Genomic DNA, 15,821 nt, shown 5'->3' on the forward strand with positions numbered 1-15,821 from the left:
ATTTAGGTCAATGCATGTATTTTATACTCCGGATATTCATTCAAGTGAGTATTCCTTAAGTGAAGAGGAAAGTAAGCATTGTACAAAAGTATTGAGACTACAAAAGGGGGCGGTTATACACCTGATCGACGGGAGAGGAGGGCTATATAAAGCTGAACTTATCGACGATCATAAAAAACGCGTAACCGTTAAAGTTATTGATACCGTTCTTGAGTATCGTAAAAGAAATCACTATCTCCATATTGCCATAGCGCCCACTAAAAACATGGACCGCTTGGAATGGTTCCTTGAAAAAGCAACCGAAATCGGAATAGACGAAATCACCATGGTCATCTGTGCCCGTAGTGAGCGGAGAACAACCAAAGAAGAGCGGCTTTACAAAGTAGTAACATCAGCTGTAAAGCAATCACTTCAAGCTTATCATCCCAAGATTAATCCTGATCTGAGCTTAAATGAGTTTCTTAAACAAGATGAATCGTCGGAAAAATTTATTGCACACTGTTTAGATGAGGAGCCGAGAAATTATCTGTCAGAGTTTCGCGTACCAGATAAAAGATACACCATATTAATTGGTCCGGAAGGCGACTTCAGTCCAGATGAAATTAAATTGGCTTTGCAGTGCGGCTACAAACCAGTAACTTTAGGTAATACCCGATTGCGGACAGAGACCGCCGGCCTTGCGGCTTGTTTCGAGGTTAATTACTTAAACAGATGAGGTTAAACATTATTTTTTTAACAGTAATTGCCATTTTTAATAGCTGGTTGGCACCTACCTATAAAATGGCGAAGCTTAAATATAATGGCGGTGGAGACTGGTATGCCAATCGCACCGCTTTGCCTAACCTAATAGAATTTTGCAATAAAAATCTGAAGACCAATTTTGCGGGCCAGGAAGATATCGTAGAAATTGGAAGCGCAACACTTTTCAATTATCCCTTTGTTTATTTAACGGGCCATGGAAATGTGGTATTTAGCGATGCTGAGGCAGCCAACCTTAGAAAATATCTAACAGGCGGGGGCTTTCTCCATATTGATGATAATTATGGCTTGGATAAGTTCATCCGTAAGGAAATGAAAAAGGTTTTCCCAGAACTAACATTTGTCGAGCTGCCTGCAAATCATATCTTGTACAATCAAAAGTTTAAATTTCCGAACGGGCTTCCTAAAATTCATGAACATGATGGGAAACGTCCGCAAGGTTTTGCGCTTATCTGGCGAGAACGAGTAGTTTGTTATTACACTTTTGAATGCGATCTGGGCAATGGATGGGAAGACTATGGAACTTATCCTGGAGATACCCAGGAAAGTAGATCAAACGCCTTAAAAATGGGCGCTAATTTAATTCAATATGCATTTAGTCAATAGTGATATATGAAAGCTAAGGTAAATGGCAGGTATGCGCATGAAATCGAAGCTGACAATGCTGTTCTCAGCATTGATGGTCAGGAAATAACTATTGATTATATTCAACTACAAGGTCAACATGCAAATATCCTCTATAAGGATAGGTCATACAATATTGAGTTCATTTCGACAGAACGCTCCGGTAAATTATGCAGTATAAAAGTAAACGGAAACACTTATACGGTCGAATTGCAAGATAAGTACGATTTATTGCTCCAGCAGTTGGGTATGGATAGTTTGCAATCGGTTAAGGTTAAAGACGTCAAAGCGCCAATGCCTGGACTTGTGCTAAATATTTTCGCTGAAGCAGGAGCAGAGGTAAAAAAAGGAGATAATCTTTTGGTGCTAGAAGCGATGAAGATGGAGAATATGATCAAATCGCCCGCCGACGGACAGATCAAAAGTGTTTTGATAGAAAAAGGCAGCAAAGTAGAGAAAAACCAGGTATTGGTACAATTCTCTTAAACAAAAAAGGGCCTATCTGGCCCTTATCAATTGCTTTAAATTAGTAAATTATCTTTTCTTGCTGTTAAATGCTTTCGGTGGTTTAACACTAAACTGAGGCTTTCCGGTAGAACGGATCTCTGAAGCACCCAACATCGTCATCGCACAACGGAAACCGATGTCAGCTGTTGATTCATCCTGTTGTAAATATCTTCTTGTTGCCGGGTTAAGCCATAAGGCCTGGTCATCCCAGGATCCTCCTTTGTATACTCTCGATTTATCATTTACCAGGGTAATTTCCCCGTATAAATCACCTGCCGGATCGCGGTAGCCTCTCTGGTCAGCATAGGTATTTTTCAAAGAATCAGGAGATTTCGCTGCAGCAGCTTGCTTTTCTGCCCAGGTTTGTTTCTTTTGTGATTGAGCAGCAACCATTACAGGTCTGTTGCGGTTATCCTTTTCTATTTTCCCGGTAATAGGGTCGGCAATCTTTTTGTCTTCATAGAAGTTACCCCTAAATGGATTGAATGCATCTGCAGCTTCAAAAGTGTTTACGCGATAGACATCGGCAACCCACTCATTTACGTTTCCAGCCATGTTGTACAAACCAAAATCATTTGGCATGTAAGACCTCACTGCAACCGTTAATCCACCCTTATCATTCAAAGATCCGCCTACACCCATGTAATCACCCTTGGTTCTTTTGAAGTTGGCCAATATCAAGCCCCTGGTTTTTTTCTTTGCAGAACTTAAGCCCAGGCCATTCCAAGGATAAATTTTGTTTTCCGCTATATTTTCATATTCCGTGTTGCCGATAAGACCAAGTGCAGCATATTCCCACTCTGCTTCCGTAGGTAAACGGTAAGGTTGTTTCAAAATACCATCTTCAAGTCTAACGTTTCTGGTAGCCGTATTTTTTCCACCTGCAGGAGCACCGGCAGTCGCTGCCGCAGCAGTACTTCTTGGGTTAAGATCTGGGAGCGCTTTCTTCCCTTTATCGTCATACTGGCCATTTAAATAAATGTCTGTATTAAATGGCTCTTTGGGTCTGTTAGCATTTGCTGCAACAGGTGTTGTTGCACTGTTTGCGTTCGTTTTGTTGGTGCCATTTAGATCCTGAAAACTGGTCATAAAGCCCTGGTTTCTTAGCAAAGACTCATTCACCCGGTCAGTTCTCCATGCGCAATACCTGTCGGCTTGCTCCCATGAAACCCCAACTACAGGATAATCCTGGTAAGCGGGGTGCCTAAGGTAGTTATCTACGTAAGGTTCGTTATAAGATAGTGGTCTTCTCCAAACCAACGTATCAGGAAGTTCGTTGTAATAATATTCATAATCAGTAGGATAATTGGTTCTTATCCAATTCAGGTATTCCAGCCAATTCGTATTGGAAACTTCGGTTTCATCCATGTAAAATGAAGAAACTGTGGTTTCTCTTTTGCGGTTGTAAGTACTTAGTTCTTGTCCGGGAGTGTTAATTGCACTGCCACTCATCACAAATACACCACCCTCAATCTCTACCAATCCAGGGCCTGGTCCGCGCTTAAACTTATTGTTAACTTCAAATCCCCCAAATTCTTTTTTATTATAAGCCATTCCAGTCTTATCTGAAACGCCGTTTTTCGACGGTTTACAAGAGCTGAATGAAATAGCTATAACTAAAAGTGAGGCAAATGAATATAAGATCTTTTTTTCCATGGCTTAGTAATCATCAAACTAAGTTTAAAATTACATAAAAAATAGTGTACAAGCCAAAAAAAGTTTAGTAATAGGCTTCAAGAGCATCTATTTAAGCCCTGTTAGTTTTCACCTGCAACTAAAAAGTAAACGCGCCCAAGCGTATTTCCTTGAAATTGCTCACTAGTATTGCTAACTTGCGTGCAATAATTTTTAATTATTACAGCAGATGAGCTATAGGGACTTGTTAAAAACTGTATTAGGCTTTTTTTTGATGACAGTTTCTAGCGGATTGTTAGCGCAGTCTGTGCAGCCTCCTGCACTAACTACAGGTAGCGATCCGAACAACATCATTACCGCCGTTCCTTTCCTTTTAATTACCCCGGATGCCCGGTCTGGTGGCATGGGTAACGCAGGTGTAGCCGTTCATCCCGATGCCAATGCCATGAGCATCAATCCCGCAAAGCTCGCTTTTCTCGATAAGAAATATGGGTTTGCGGCCTCTTATAGCCCCTGGCTTAAAAGCCTGGTTCCCGATATCAATTTAGGTTACCTAAGCGGCTATTATATGCTTGATGAGACCAATACCATCGGAGGTTCGTTGCGCTATTTTTCTCTGGGTGAAATTCAGTTTATCGATGTAAACCAGCAGGAACTGGGTATTTATAGTCCTAATGAGCTGGCCCTGGATTTTACTTATGCAAAGCGATTCGGCGATTCCTTTTCAATTGGTACCTCTTTGCGGTATATTTACTCGAACCTGTCATCCGGACAAACCGTTCAAGGGCAGCAAACTGGCGCTGGCAGTGCGGTGGCCGTTGATGTATCTGCCTATTACAAGACTAATTCAGTTTTATTTGGCAAAGATGCTATCCTATCTGCAGGGGGCAATATCTCAAATATTGGCACCAAGATCGGCTATACAGATGGTGCTGTCAAAAGTTTTCTGCCCACCAACTTTAAATTGGGTGGTGCAAGTACATTTATTGTAGATGATTACAGCACATTTACATTCGCCTTAGATTTTAATAAATTATTGGTTCCAACCCAACCTAGATACGATAGCAACGGTAATATTTTAGCCGGAAAAGACCCAAATCGCTCCGTTCCGGCAGGGATATTCGGCTCTTTTTCAGACGCTCCAGGGGGATTTGGCGAAGAATTAAAGGAAATTAATATTGCAACGGGTATTGAATATTGGTACAATCAACAATTTGCTTTTCGTACAGGTTATTTTTATGAGAACCCTAAAAAAGGAGACCAGCGTTACTTTACAGTAGGGGCGGGCCTCAAATACAATGTTTTTAATATCGATTTTTCTTACCTCATCGCCAATGCACAAAAAAGTCCGCTAGCCAATACTTTGCGGTTCACATTGCTTTTTAACTTTGGAGAGTCCAAATAACTAACACAACAAGAATTATGAAAATAAAGGTAGGCTTTGGCTTTGATGTGCACCAGCTTAAAGAAGCACACCCTTTTATTATGGGCGGGGTTAATTTGGAGCATTCCAAAGGCGCTTTTGGGCATTCCGACGCCGATGTTTTGTTACACGCCATATGCGATGCCCTACTGGGCGCAGCCAACTTAAGGGACATAGGTTTTCATTTTAAGAATACGGATCCGAGGTGGAAAGGCATCAGCAGCCTGATCCTGCTTCAGGAAAGTGTTAAATTGATACAGGAGAAGGGTTGGCAAATCGGAAATATCGATGCCATGATTTGTCTGGAAGCGCCAAAGATCAATCCGCACATTCCCGCTATGCAAAAGAATATCGCCGAGGCGATCAACATTTCTGTAGATGATATTTCTATTAAGGCCACCACCAATGAGCAAATGGGTTTCATCGGTAGGGAAGAGGGCGTAGTTGCTTATGCAGTTTGCCTCATAGAGAAGGCATAAAAAGGGCCGGAGTTTCTCTCAACACTCCAGCCCTTACTTATAAAAAATCAATTAGGGATTTCATTCTTCCAAATAACCAAATTTTCCTTGATTATAGTCGCTTATTGCCACCTGTATTTCTTCCGGGGTATTCATCAGGAAGGGACCATACTGCGCAATCGGCTCATTAATCGGCGCTCCGCTCAACACCAATATTACTGAATTTTCCAATGCCTCTATAGCTATTTCAGTTCCATCGTTTTTAAAATGTACAAATTGGTCTGTAACTGCTACCTCATCTCCATTTATTAGAACCCCACCCTCGATAATCACAAACCCGGTGTTAAAATCTGCCGGCAAACTGATCCTGGTTTTCGCGCCTTTGTTCAACCGGGCATTGTACAAATGCATTGGCGAAAATGTACTCGCAGAACCTTTCAGCCCATTGTACTCACCTGCTATTACCTCAACCACACCACCTCCATCAGGTAAAACAAATTTAGCCATATCTGCTTGTTTTACATCCTGATACTTTGGCTTGCTCATTTTGTCCTTTGCAGGCAAATTAATCCAAAGTTGCACCATTTGAAAATCTCCGCCTTGGCGACTAAATTCTTCCTCATGGTATTCTTTGTGCAAAATGCCACTGGCAGCAGTCATCCATTGCACATCTCCCGGATAAATTATTCCGCTGTTGCCAGCGCTGTCGTGATGCGCTACGGCGCCATGATAAGCAATGGTTACCGTTTCAAAGCCGCGGTGCGGATGCACGCCTACGCCACGGGGCTCATTTCTTGCAGAAAAATTAATTTTTGCATTGTAGTCCAGCATAAAGAAAGGGCTCATTTTAATTTTATACCCACTTGGGAAAAAATTGTGTACCCTAAATCCATCTCCTACCATATGAGGTGCCGGCGCTTTGAGTACGGCCGACACACTTTTAATATTTGCTTCCATTTCGTCTCCTTTCTTTAATTTTGACTGGATGCATTGTTGTTGATTAGGCTTGTTTTACAAATTGTAATTCACCTGCTAATTTTACTTCCTCACTTACCATTACACCACCTGTTTCTAAAGCTGCGTTCCATGAAAGACCAAAATCTGTTCTGTTGATTTTTCCCGACAAAGTGAAGCCTGCTTTAGTGTTTCCCCATGGATCAGTGGCTATACCACCAAATTCTACGTTTAATTTTACAGCTTTAGTTGTTCCTTTAACTGTTAAATCTCCAGTCAATACGTAGTCGCCGCCATCTTTCTTAAAAGAAGTAGAGGTAAAGCTAATCTTCGGGTAAGTTTCAGCATCAAAGAAATCACCGCTAGTCAAATGGTTATCCCTGTCTTTATTGCCGGTATCAATCGAATTGGTTTCTGCTTCAAAAGTTACTTTTGCATCTTCGAAATCATCAGATTCTGAAGTCAGACTTGCGCTGATCACATTCAGGCTACCAGTAACGGTCGTGATCATTAAGTGTTTTACTTTAAACTGAAGTTCGCTGTGGGTTGGGTCTAATGCCCAGTTAGTAGTTGCCATAATATTATTTTTTCGTTGTTATCAAAATTGTAATACAAATGTATAGCCATAATGCGGCAACCACATTGACCTATGTTAAGAAAGTAATAAAAATACCTTAGGTGCGAAAATGCTTGTGCGCCAAATCCTTACGTACGCGACTAAGCGACTCAGGTGTGATGCCCAGATAGGAAGCGATCATCCACTGCGGAACCCTGAGGGTTAGGTTGGGGTATAGGGTAATAAAATTCAGGTACCGCTCCTCAGCTGTAGCACTAAGCAACATATTGATGCGCTTTTGCATAAAACGGATGGAGTTGTTCAGCATGTTATGGTTTAGGTCATGCATGCAGGGCACATGCTTAGCGGCATCATTCATGAAATCTTTATGTACTAATACGGCTTTGGTCGCTTCAATGGCGTCTATAAAAAAATCAGATGCCTCATTAAACAACATCCCGTTCCGTTCACTTAACCACCATTGCTCAGGGGCAAACTGTATGATGTGGGTTTTACCTTTGCTATCAATAGAATAACTCCTCATCAATCCGCTCAATACAAAGTATCCGTTCGCAGAAGTATCCCCTTTCATCAGGATCATTTCATTTTTCTCGAAACTCTTGATCTTCAGTTTATCAGAAATCAGGGCAAATTGTTCGTCGGTAATCGCTACTTTATGTTGGAGGTAGGTTTTAAAGGTTTCAAGTAAGGGATCCATTGCGGGAGCTATTTCTTTTCAGGGTTGATGGCAGAAAAATCCACACCACACTTGCAGTTGCCGCCGCATCCGCCATTTTTTGGCACTAATGAACGATAAACCATCCTGCCCACATAAGCCAGTGCAGCAATAAAGATGATAATGACCAATATTGTTTGGATGTCCATAATACAAAACTAATTAAAACGCTCACTTAAGCGGTCTGCAAAATGTAAATTTAGCCTTCCAGCAGGCCTACCGTTCCGCCTACCCAGTCGAAGTCTTTGTTATACCGAACACCTATCATTTTGCCCTTACTTAAGCGCGCAAGGTTAATGCAAAGTTTGGGTTCAGAATGGTCCGGCCACAGGTACATCAGCCGTATTTCCACCTTAACTCCTCCCGTTGGGGATGCTACTACCGGTTCATAATTTACCTTGCGCTGTAAAATCCAGTTTTCAGGATCGGCAATGGCCAGGATGTCTTGCTGTTTAACATCAATAACCACCCCCATGCCGGCAAAAGAAAACAAGGGCTTTAATACGTAATTTTCCAGGTCTTCCGGTATCGCCGGCAATTCATTTAAAAAATGGGTTTCCGGTACAAAATCGCTTTTTAGAAAAGGCATTGTATACTTACTGATCCGGTAAAACCAGTTGGGGTGCGTAATCCATTCTATGTCAAGCTCCTCCCTGGGGTCAAAGCTATCGTTAAATAGGTCGGTATTTCCAGCTACTTCATCAAATATCAGTCTGTTATACAGGCGCTTTAATTTAATTTTCTTTCCATTTTCCAGGTAAAATAAGGAATTGCCCTCTTTAAAAATATCGGCTAGCGCCAATATTTTGATGCCTAAGTATTTCTGGGTAACATAAAAGTCTATCGCGGTTTTTTGGTTAGGTGCATCCACATCCATTAGTGCCACTTCGTGCGGTTCATGGTTCCCTACTATCACTTGCTTCAATAGTGCAATGTAGGATGCTTCATCATAGCCATTAAAAAACGGAATTAAGTCTGCATCTAGTCCGTAAGAACGAACATATTGTTGTGCCATATGCAGCTGAAAGCCGTATAGGGAAGGGAAGCCCTGCATCTCTATCAACTTCGGCACCAGGTTGCCATTTTCGTCCTTGCATATCCCAAAGTCGAAAGTCAGGAAATGCGGGTGGTCATTTTCGCCTGGAACCTTCCAGTCCTGCGGAATAGCCCGCTCGGTAAGTGCTTTAAAACCATCACTTTTTATCAAATTGATAATTTCTTCCCCTGCTTCAGCCAATTTCTGCTGCAAATCAGCAGTTATAAATACCGGAGTTTCGGCTACCCTGAAAGGAATTTCCGGGAAGCCCTCTTGTAAATTGGCCAAAAATTCCTGATACCTGAGGTCAGAGAAATTGTTGTTAAAAGCTTCGCGGTATTTGCCAATCATAGTTAAACTTCTTCCTGCAGCGTATTTATCGCCTGTGTAATAAAATTGGGTAATATTATACTTTGTGTCAGTTGTAACTTATCCGGGTCGTCAACCCCGGCTAGCATGTCATCGTATTTGGCTTGACCGTGGTTTGCAATAATGGCGGCTTTCTTTTCATCTTGTAACAGGTAAATCTTCATTCCAACCGGATCAGCTTCCGGGTGGAACTGTGTTCCAATTATTTCATTTGTAAACCTAACTGCCATTACACAACGTTCCAGGTCTACATGCGGCCTTTCTTTTTCCAGCGCCAAAACGCTGGCGTAAGGGTTAGAGAAAGAAACATCGTCGGGGTTTACCACTTGCCAATCCCTACTGTCAACCGTAAAGAATGGATTGGAAAGTCCGTCAAACAGTATTTCATCGGTGCCTGCTTCTGTTAAAAAAACCGGGAAAATACCAAATGCAGTAGAGCGGCGCTTAATTACTTTGCCTACATTAAACTTCCTACAGGCCATTTGATAGGAATGGCAAATCAGGAAAGCGTGTTTTTTGACCGCTTCGTTCGTCTCATTAAATGATTCAATGGCATCTAACAGGTCAAAAAAGTCGTTTTCCCATTTCATGCCTTCTCCGTCGTACGGACTACCCGGACCGCCGCTGGAGATAAAAATATCGTAACTCAGGTCCGGTATTTCCCCCTTTTGTCTTAAATCAAAAATATCAAAGGAAAGATCCAGACCAGATTCTTCCCTGTAACGCAATAAGATTTCCTGTATCCCGCGCATCCCCTGGTTGGCGTTGCCATTGTTCATGTCAATCACAGCAACCCTAATCTTATGCCTGTCAATTGTGCCCACTATTTCGCTCCTATTAAAGTTTGTGTAGTGATGTAATCCACTACGGCTTCAAAGTTACCACTTTGTTCGTAAACAGCCAATTGCCTGTCGGCACCGGTACCATTTTCTAATATTTTCAGAACGTAATTGATCTCATTCCGGCAACCCAGTTCATCCACCACATCATCAATAAAATCCAGCAATTCCAGGATCAGGTTTCTGCAGTTCACTTCCATCTCTTTACCAAAATCAATCAGGTTTCCGTCAATGCCATACCTTGCTGCACGCCATTTATTTTCATTGATCAGGGCTCTCGAGTAGCTGATGAAAGTCAAGTTCTGCAGCCTCAATTTATAAAGTTTGGCGCAAAGGCACTGGAACAATGCGGTAAAAGCCATGGTTTCATCAATCAGCATCGGGCAATCACATATCCTAAACTCAATGGTTTCAAAAAAGGGATGTACCCTGATGTCCCACCAAATCTTCTTCGCATTGTCGATGCTGTTGGTTTTAATCAGCAGTTTTACATAGTTGTCATAATCCTCTATGCTGTTAAAAATATCAGGGATCCCGGTTCTCGGGAACTTATCGAACACCTTGGTGCGGAAAGACTTATAGCCCGTATTCCGGTTTTCCCAGAAAGGGGAGTTGGTAGACAAAGCAAAAACGTGTGGTAAAAAATACCTAACCTGGTTGGCGATGTGGATGGCCAGTTCCCGCGATTGGAAGCCCACATGTACATGCAGGCCAAAAATCAGGTTAGAACGGGCAGCCTCCTGCAACTCATTAACAATTTCGCTGTAACGCGGGTGTTCCGTAATCAGCTGCTTTTCCCAGTGTGAAAAAGGATGTGTGCCGGCAGCACCAATGCGCAATCCCAGCTCACCGGCCAGCTGCGACACGGTATGCCGCAACTGCGATATTTCTGTTCTTGCCTGCTCCGTGTTTTTGCAAATCCCTGTTCCCACTTCCACCACCGCCTGGTGCATTTCTGCTTTAACCTGGTCCTTGTGGATTTTTTGGGCGGCTTCAACAATCTTCTGATCGTGCGATGTCAATTCCCGTGTTACTGGGTCAACAACCATGTATTCCTCTTCAATCCCAAGCGTAAATTCGTTCTTCATATTTGGTTGGTTTATTTCTTTGGCTTGGCAGGGGCTTTCTTTGCGACTGTTTTAGCCGGTGCTTTGGCTGCAGTAGCTTTTTTAACAGCTACTGGAGCTGCTGCTTTCGCCGCAACTGGCGTTACTGCCTTAGGCTTAGCTACTTTAGACTCCACTGGGGCTTTGACCACTAACGGCAATCCCGCTGCAGAATTTCTAACATAGGTGCCCCAGGTTAAATTGTCTTGTCCGGCCACCTGCTTTTTGGCACGTTCAATGGCGTACTGTGCAGTGGTTTCCACTACCCAATCAAAATTGGCCTGTCCAACACTGGTTACTTCTGCATCTGGAGCGGGGTTACAGAAATCTATTGCGTATGGAATGCCATCGCGCACGGCAAACTCTACGGTGTTAAAATCATAACCCAAATATTGGTTCAATTTAATCACATAGTCGTGAATCGTTTTTAGTAAGGCTTCGCTGGATGGTGGTGTATCCACCTGGTAGCGTAAGTGGAAGGGATTGCGCGGCTCATATTGCATAATGCGTACATGTTTCCCTCCAATGCAGTAGCACCTAAAATATTCGGTAAACTCAATTTCTTCTTGCAGCATCATCACTGTGCGTTTTGTCTTGCTGTGCTTGTCAAAAAAGTCTTCCTTGTCGTGCAGTTTGTATACCTCTTTCCAACCGCCCCCGTCAAAGGGTTTCATGTAAGCAGGAAATCCGGTATACTCAAAAATCTCTTCCCAGGCCATTGGAAAAGCCAGGTTGCTGAAGGATTGGTCAGACGTGTCGTCCGGCATTTCGTATGAGGGGATTAAAGCTGTTTTTGGTACAGGTACTCCTATTTGAATGGCCAATGCATTGTTAAAAAACTTTTCATCCGCACTCCACCAAAACGGGTTATTAATTACTGCAGTACCGGTACTTGCTGCGTTTTTCATTGCGGCACGGTAAAAAGGCACATCTTGAGAAATGCGGTCAATGATCACGGCATAGTCAAGCGCTTCTGCCTGAAATATCTTATCTATACTTACAAATTCAGCAGAGATTCCTTTTGCGGCAATTTCATTAATGCGATTCACCAAGGCTTCAGGAAACGATCTTTCCTTGCCAAATAAGATTCCAATTTTCTTCATAATAAACTTGTTAATGTTTTAGTTTCCATTAGTTTAAATAGCAAAATAGCTTTAAATGTTTTACAATTTTGATAAGTATTCGGGCAGTTGGCTCCTCCATATCGGCCAGTCATGATCGGCATTCTGCCTGATGTCCAGCCAATGGCTAATTCCCTTATTGTTCAATATGCCTGATAGTCTTTCATTGTCAGCCCTGCAAATATCCCGGTCTGATGTTCCCAAAATGATTTTCATATTCCAAAGTTCCGGGTTGCTGTCGTTCACTAAAAAATCCACCGGGTTATTAAAGTACACATCGTCATTGTAAAAGCCGTCAAGCTGGCTCCGCATGTCAAATGCGCCGCTCATACTAAACAGGTGGCTCACCAGCCATGGGTGTCTGAAGGCAAAGTTTGCTGCATGGTAACCACCAAAACTGCAGCCTGCCGTTACAATTTTGGAATAGCCGGTCTCGTGCCTGGCCAAACCAACAACTTCTTCTAAAATCGCTTTATCATACCAGATGTGATTTTTTACGCGGTCGGCTGGCTGTGCCCCCTTATTGTACCAGCTGTGTTTGTCTATACTGTCTGGGCAATAGACTTTAATCTTTCCTTCATCAATAAACCATTGGATGGAGTCAATCATTTTAAAATCTTTATTCTCGTAGTACCTGCCCATGCTGGTAGGAAATAAGATTACCGGGTAGCCGCTATGTCCAAATACCAGCATCTCCAGGTCGCCACCCAGGTTATGGCTATACCATTTCTTGTATTCTTCTTTCATAGGTTAATATTTAGGTGCTTTAAGGTAGCCATTTCTATTAAATAATTTTACAAATGCCAAATAATGATTTTTTAAGGAGAATAGTACCTTTGCGCCGATATGTTGATTTCGGAGGTTGTTAAAAGTGCGTATGTATTAAAGTCAGGAAACCTGAAAAGAGCGGTTGAACTGGAGATTTTTCTTCCTGAAAATCTGCTGGGAAATGAGCGCTTAAATTTATTGCTGGTTAACGACGGACAAGATGCTGAAGAATTGCAGCTGGGGCAAATCCTGCGCGATCTGTACTCCAAAGGAAAGATAGGGGCTACTGCAGTAGTGGCCATTAAGGCATCTGCAGACCGCATACAGGAATACGGTGTGGCGGGCGTTCCTGATTTTATGGGTCGGGGCGCTAAAGCATCTGCTTATACCCAATTTATCATTAATGAACTACTTCCTTTTGTAGAAAGCGCTATAGGTTTTAACATCAACGGAACCAAAGGATTTGTTGGCTACTCTCTGGGCGGACTAAGCGCTTTTGACATTACCTGGAATAACGATCAGTTTTTTGATATAAGTGGTGTATTGTCAGGTTCGTTTTGGTGGAGAAAAAAGGATTTGAAAGATGGATATACTGATGCCGACAGGATTTTACACCAGGTCATCAGGGATACGCAAAGCAAGCCTGCCTTAAAGTTCTGGTTGATGACAGGCACCGAAGATGAAAAAGCGGATCGCAACAAGAATTGCATTATAGATTCTATAGATGATACGATCGATGTGATCAAAGAGCTGCTCGCGAAAGGCTATACCAGACCAGCCGATATCGCTTACTACGAGATGGTTGGTGGTCAGCACAATGTGTCTACCTGGGCTAAAGCCTTGCCTGCCTTTTTGCTTTGGGCATTTCCGCCGAGAATGGTTTAATCTTCGCTAGTTGTTTCAGGCTTGTCATGTCCAACATTGCGCTGGTATTCGCCTGCATTTTCGTCAGCAAATGGATCTGCTTCAGCTTCCGGCTCCAGGTTATTGTCCAGCCTTGCGTTCCATTCATCAAGTCCTGTTTCATTCAGGTTTCCGGTTTTTGGCTTATCCTGATCGGTTGGTTTAGGGTCAATGTTTTGCTCGTTCATGTGATTGATCTTTCTAGAACAACAGTTATTCTGCCGCATTGTTTTACGGCCTGAGGGCAGAGTTTGTTGAGACAGAATTATAGTTATCGCCAGCCCAAAGCTGGGGCAACGTGTTCTAAAATAGCAGAAAGCACGTGGATATTATAATCTACGCCCAAGGTACTGGGTATGGTCAGCAGCACGGTATCTGCTTCCTGTATCGCTTCGTCTAATGCCAGTTCTTTAATGAGCTGATCGGGCTCGGCTGCGTAGCTTTTACCAAAAACTGCACGTTTATCCGCTTCGATATAGCCAAAACTGTCTGATCCTTTACCTTGTTGCCCAAAATAGTACCTGTCCTGCTCAGTTACCAATGCAAAAATAGAACGGCTTACCGAAACCCTTGGCTCGCGCTGGTGCCTGCTTTTTTCCAGGCTTCTTTATAGAGCCTAATCTGTTCTGCCTGTTGTATGTGAAATGGCTTACCACTTTCGTCAAATTTCAAGGTAGAGCTTTGCAGGTTCATGGCGTTCTCAGCTGCCCATGTAGCCGTTGCATTTGATGCTGCTCCCCACCAGATGCGCTCACGCAGGCCTTCTGAATGTGGTTCCAGTCTTAGCAGGCCGGGCGGATTAGGGAACATTGGGTTAGGGTTGGGTTGGGCAAATCCGGCACCATCCAGCTTGTCCAGAAATTCAATAGCTTTTTTTCGCCCCATATCTGCATCGGTTTCTCCCTCGGCAGGCTCATAACCAAAATGGCGCCATCCATCTATAACCTGTTCGGGCGAGCCGCGACTAACACCCAGCTGTAAGCGACCACCAGAAATAAGGTCGGCAGCACCGGCATCTTCCACCATGTAAAGTGGGTTTTCATAGCGCATATCAATTACGCCCGTCCCGATCTCTATTTTATTGGTTTTGGCTCCGATTGCTGCAAGAAGGGGAAAAGGCGAAGCCAGTTGACGTGCAAAATGATGTACCCGAAAATAAGCACCATCCAAACCAATTTCCTCTGCGGCAACCGCAAGGTCAATTGATTGTAACAAGGTATCACCTGCAGTTTGAGTTTGATAAGCAGGGTGGTCAGACCAATGTCCGAATGATAAAAATCCTATTTTCTTCATCGCTAGCTCAGTTATTTAATAGCTAAGGTAAGGAATGCCCTATTTCAGCTAGTCACGGCCCAGTAATAATGCAGTCTGAGAAGTAGGCTAAATGCGCACCAGATATTTTTTTGTCCACCAGAAAATTAATGGAGATAATATAACCGTGGGAAGCAGCCAAGCCAATATACTTGGTAAGACCGTATTATTTACAACCAGAAAGGCTGTGGCGGCTGCGATATAACTGCCAATCATCCTTTGTAAATGAGTAGTTAGGCCAAAGTTTCTAATGGGCGATTTGCCTTTGTAATTCCGCCAGTCTTGTAAAACGAAGGCAAGGCTGATTGATCCAAAGACAAGCAAAACAATTCCGAAGTTTATGCCATTAAATAGATTGATTGCGCCAAGCACAATAAAACCTGATCCAAAGAATAACATGATTGTTGAAAGCATCCAGTCGTACACGTTTACGCTACCGCTGCCTGTCTTTTTTTGATAACGTATTCCCGTCAGCAGCATATAACTGGTAAATACCCCTATGATGAACAAAAACAAATTTGGATGAAGGAAACACATTGGAAAAGACACCAATGAAGCCAGTAGTAAACTATAGAAATAGATCAGGCCGATGATTTTGTGAAGTTTCCCGCCCTTTTTTAGCAAGATTACAACGGCGCCTGTAATTAAACTTATCGCACCTCCGGTAATGTGCAAGGTTAGCAGAAGATTAAAAAGATCCATTAGAGTTGGTTTGG

General features: G+C 42.8%; 20 protein-coding genes. 6 read left to right on the plus strand and 14 right to left on the minus strand.

Going from position 1 to position 15,821, the window contains the following annotated elements; translation table 11 throughout:
• The first annotated feature begins 10 nt into the window (after window positions 1-10).
• From ACXZ1K_RS04495 to ACXZ1K_RS04505, 3 genes are read left to right on the plus strand one after another with little or no spacing between them, the layout of a single operon-like run.
• Entirely contained in the window at window positions 11-715 is a 705-nt protein-coding gene (locus ACXZ1K_RS04495) for a 16S rRNA (uracil(1498)-N(3))-methyltransferase (protein ID WP_458972182.1), read from the plus strand.
• Window positions 712-1,365: a DUF4159 domain-containing protein gene (locus ACXZ1K_RS04500; protein ID WP_458972183.1), complete on the plus strand. Its 654-nt coding sequence runs from the start codon at window positions 712-714 to the stop codon at window positions 1,363-1,365. Before ACXZ1K_RS04495 ends, ACXZ1K_RS04500 begins: the two co-directional genes overlap by 4 nt.
• A 6-nt stretch (window positions 1,366-1,371) precedes the next feature.
• Window positions 1,372-1,869, plus strand: coding sequence for an acyl-CoA carboxylase biotin carboxyl carrier protein subunit (locus ACXZ1K_RS04505; protein ID WP_458972184.1), 498 nt, complete (start codon window positions 1,372-1,374; stop codon window positions 1,867-1,869).
• A 48-nt stretch (window positions 1,870-1,917) separates the two neighbouring features.
• Here the strand turns inward: ACXZ1K_RS04505 and ACXZ1K_RS04510 are convergent, their stop codons facing one another.
• Window positions 1,918-3,546, minus strand: a complete 1,629-nt coding sequence (locus ACXZ1K_RS04510; protein WP_458972185.1) for an SUMF1/EgtB/PvdO family nonheme iron enzyme — start codon at window positions 3,544-3,546, stop codon at window positions 1,918-1,920.
• 208 nt (window positions 3,547-3,754) lie between these two features.
• Between ACXZ1K_RS04510 and porV the strand changes: the two genes are divergently transcribed.
• Together porV and ispF are read left to right on the plus strand one after the other, a co-directional pair.
• Window positions 3,755-4,930: a type IX secretion system outer membrane channel protein PorV gene (gene porV / locus ACXZ1K_RS04515; RefSeq protein ID WP_458972186.1), complete on the plus strand. Its 1,176-nt coding sequence runs from the start codon at window positions 3,755-3,757 to the stop codon at window positions 4,928-4,930.
• A gap of 17 nt (window positions 4,931-4,947) precedes the next feature.
• Window positions 4,948-5,427, plus strand: coding sequence for a 2-C-methyl-D-erythritol 2,4-cyclodiphosphate synthase (gene ispF, locus ACXZ1K_RS04520; protein WP_458972187.1), 480 nt, complete (start codon window positions 4,948-4,950; stop codon window positions 5,425-5,427).
• 60 nt (window positions 5,428-5,487) lie between these two features.
• On the opposite strand, the gene ACXZ1K_RS04525 is transcribed toward ispF, so the two are convergent.
• From ACXZ1K_RS04525 to ACXZ1K_RS04565, 9 genes are all read right to left on the minus strand, one after another.
• Window positions 5,488-6,363, minus strand: coding sequence for a pirin family protein (locus ACXZ1K_RS04525; protein WP_458972188.1), 876 nt, complete (start codon window positions 6,361-6,363; stop codon window positions 5,488-5,490).
• 43 nt (window positions 6,364-6,406) lie between these two features.
• A complete protein-coding gene (locus ACXZ1K_RS04530) occupies window positions 6,407-6,937 on the minus strand; it encodes a YceI family protein (protein WP_458972189.1) in 531 nt (176 codons plus the stop codon).
• A 97-nt stretch (window positions 6,938-7,034) separates the two neighbouring features.
• Window positions 7,035-7,634, minus strand: a complete 600-nt coding sequence (locus ACXZ1K_RS04535) for a Crp/Fnr family transcriptional regulator (RefSeq protein ID WP_458972190.1) — start codon at window positions 7,632-7,634, stop codon at window positions 7,035-7,037.
• A gap of 8 nt (window positions 7,635-7,642) precedes the next feature.
• A complete protein-coding gene (locus tag ACXZ1K_RS04540; RefSeq protein WP_458972191.1) occupies window positions 7,643-7,801 on the minus strand; it encodes a FeoB-associated Cys-rich membrane protein in 159 nt (52 codons plus the stop codon).
• 50 nt (window positions 7,802-7,851) lie between these two features.
• Window positions 7,852-9,039, minus strand: coding sequence for a hypothetical protein (locus ACXZ1K_RS04545; protein WP_458972192.1), 1,188 nt, complete (start codon window positions 9,037-9,039; stop codon window positions 7,852-7,854).
• A 2-nt stretch (window positions 9,040-9,041) separates the two neighbouring features.
• Window positions 9,042-9,881, minus strand: a complete 840-nt coding sequence (locus ACXZ1K_RS04550) for a type 1 glutamine amidotransferase (RefSeq protein WP_458972193.1) — start codon at window positions 9,879-9,881, stop codon at window positions 9,042-9,044.
• Window positions 9,881-10,984 carry a carboxylate-amine ligase gene (locus ACXZ1K_RS04555; RefSeq protein WP_458972194.1) on the minus strand — a complete coding sequence of 368 codons (1,104 nt, stop codon included), beginning with the start codon at window positions 10,982-10,984 and terminating at the stop codon, window positions 9,881-9,883. The genes ACXZ1K_RS04550 and ACXZ1K_RS04555 overlap by 1 nt, the downstream gene beginning before the upstream one ends.
• Window positions 10,985-10,995: 11 nt before the next feature.
• A complete protein-coding gene (locus tag ACXZ1K_RS04560) occupies window positions 10,996-12,105 on the minus strand; it encodes an ATP-grasp domain-containing protein (RefSeq protein WP_458972195.1) in 1,110 nt (369 codons plus the stop codon).
• Window positions 12,106-12,165: 60 nt separating this feature from the next.
• Complete coding sequence (locus ACXZ1K_RS04565) at window positions 12,166-12,870, minus strand: esterase family protein (RefSeq protein WP_458972196.1); 705 nt, start codon at window positions 12,868-12,870, stop codon at window positions 12,166-12,168.
• Window positions 12,871-12,969: 99 nt separating this feature from the next.
• Between ACXZ1K_RS04565 and ACXZ1K_RS04570 the strand changes: the two genes are divergently transcribed.
• Window positions 12,970-13,776, plus strand: a complete 807-nt coding sequence (locus tag ACXZ1K_RS04570) for an alpha/beta hydrolase (protein WP_458972197.1) — start codon at window positions 12,970-12,972, stop codon at window positions 13,774-13,776.
• Here the strand turns inward: ACXZ1K_RS04570 and ACXZ1K_RS04575 are convergent.
• The 4 genes from ACXZ1K_RS04575 to ACXZ1K_RS04590 all read right to left on the minus strand — a co-directional run bounded on the left by ACXZ1K_RS04575 (window position 13,773) and on the right by ACXZ1K_RS04590 (window position 15,807).
• Entirely contained in the window at window positions 13,773-13,982 is a 210-nt protein-coding gene (locus ACXZ1K_RS04575; RefSeq protein ID WP_458972198.1) for a hypothetical protein, read from the minus strand. The genes ACXZ1K_RS04570 and ACXZ1K_RS04575 overlap by 4 nt on opposite strands.
• 83 nt (window positions 13,983-14,065) lie before the next feature.
• Entirely contained in the window at window positions 14,066-14,335 is a 270-nt protein-coding gene (locus tag ACXZ1K_RS04580; protein WP_458972199.1) for a hypothetical protein, read from the minus strand.
• 17 nt (window positions 14,336-14,352) lie between these two features.
• On the minus strand, window positions 14,353-15,087 hold the full coding sequence (locus tag ACXZ1K_RS04585) for an LLM class flavin-dependent oxidoreductase (protein WP_458972200.1): 735 nt from the start codon (window positions 15,085-15,087) through the stop codon (window positions 14,353-14,355).
• Between the two features lie 87 nt (window positions 15,088-15,174).
• Complete coding sequence (locus ACXZ1K_RS04590) at window positions 15,175-15,807, minus strand: hypothetical protein (protein ID WP_458972201.1); 633 nt, start codon at window positions 15,805-15,807, stop codon at window positions 15,175-15,177.
• Window positions 15,808-15,821: the final 14 nt, after the last annotated feature.

It is taken from the genome of Pedobacter jaeyakensis (assembly GCF_054461315.1).

Excerpts from the sequence above, each read along its gene's own strand:
- ACXZ1K_RS04495 (WP_458972182.1), top strand. The coding sequence starts at position 11 with ATGCATGTATTTTATACTCCGGATATTCATTCAAGTGAGTATTCCTTA.
- ACXZ1K_RS04500 (WP_458972183.1), top strand. The coding sequence starts at position 712 with ATGAGGTTAAACATTATTTTTTTAACAGTAATTGCCATTTTTAATAGC.
- ACXZ1K_RS04505 (WP_458972184.1), top strand. The coding sequence starts at position 1,372 with ATGAAAGCTAAGGTAAATGGCAGGTATGCGCATGAAATCGAAGCTGAC.
- ACXZ1K_RS04510 (WP_458972185.1), bottom strand. The coding sequence starts at position 3,546 with ATGGAAAAAAAGATCTTATATTCATTTGCCTCACTTTTAGTTATAGCT.
- porV (WP_458972186.1), top strand. The coding sequence starts at position 3,755 with ATGAGCTATAGGGACTTGTTAAAAACTGTATTAGGCTTTTTTTTGATG.
- ispF (WP_458972187.1), top strand. The coding sequence starts at position 4,948 with ATGAAAATAAAGGTAGGCTTTGGCTTTGATGTGCACCAGCTTAAAGAA.
- ACXZ1K_RS04525 (WP_458972188.1), bottom strand. The coding sequence starts at position 6,363 with ATGGAAGCAAATATTAAAAGTGTGTCGGCCGTACTCAAAGCGCCGGCA.
- ACXZ1K_RS04530 (WP_458972189.1), bottom strand. The coding sequence starts at position 6,937 with ATGGCAACTACTAACTGGGCATTAGACCCAACCCACAGCGAACTTCAG.
- ACXZ1K_RS04535 (WP_458972190.1), bottom strand. The coding sequence starts at position 7,634 with ATGGATCCCTTACTTGAAACCTTTAAAACCTACCTCCAACATAAAGTA.
- ACXZ1K_RS04540 (WP_458972191.1), bottom strand. The coding sequence starts at position 7,801 with ATGGACATCCAAACAATATTGGTCATTATCATCTTTATTGCTGCACTG.
- ACXZ1K_RS04545 (WP_458972192.1), bottom strand. The coding sequence starts at position 9,039 with ATGATTGGCAAATACCGCGAAGCTTTTAACAACAATTTCTCTGACCTC.
- ACXZ1K_RS04555 (WP_458972194.1), bottom strand. The coding sequence starts at position 10,984 with ATGAAGAACGAATTTACGCTTGGGATTGAAGAGGAATACATGGTTGTT.
- ACXZ1K_RS04560 (WP_458972195.1), bottom strand. The coding sequence starts at position 12,105 with ATGAAGAAAATTGGAATCTTATTTGGCAAGGAAAGATCGTTTCCTGAA.
- ACXZ1K_RS04565 (WP_458972196.1), bottom strand. The coding sequence starts at position 12,870 with ATGAAAGAAGAATACAAGAAATGGTATAGCCATAACCTGGGTGGCGAC.
- ACXZ1K_RS04570 (WP_458972197.1), top strand. The coding sequence starts at position 12,970 with ATGTTGATTTCGGAGGTTGTTAAAAGTGCGTATGTATTAAAGTCAGGA.
- ACXZ1K_RS04575 (WP_458972198.1), bottom strand. The coding sequence starts at position 13,982 with ATGAACGAGCAAAACATTGACCCTAAACCAACCGATCAGGATAAGCCA.
- ACXZ1K_RS04585 (WP_458972200.1), bottom strand. The coding sequence starts at position 15,087 with ATGAAGAAAATAGGATTTTTATCATTCGGACATTGGTCTGACCACCCT.
- ACXZ1K_RS04590 (WP_458972201.1), bottom strand. The coding sequence starts at position 15,807 with ATGGATCTTTTTAATCTTCTGCTAACCTTGCACATTACCGGAGGTGCG.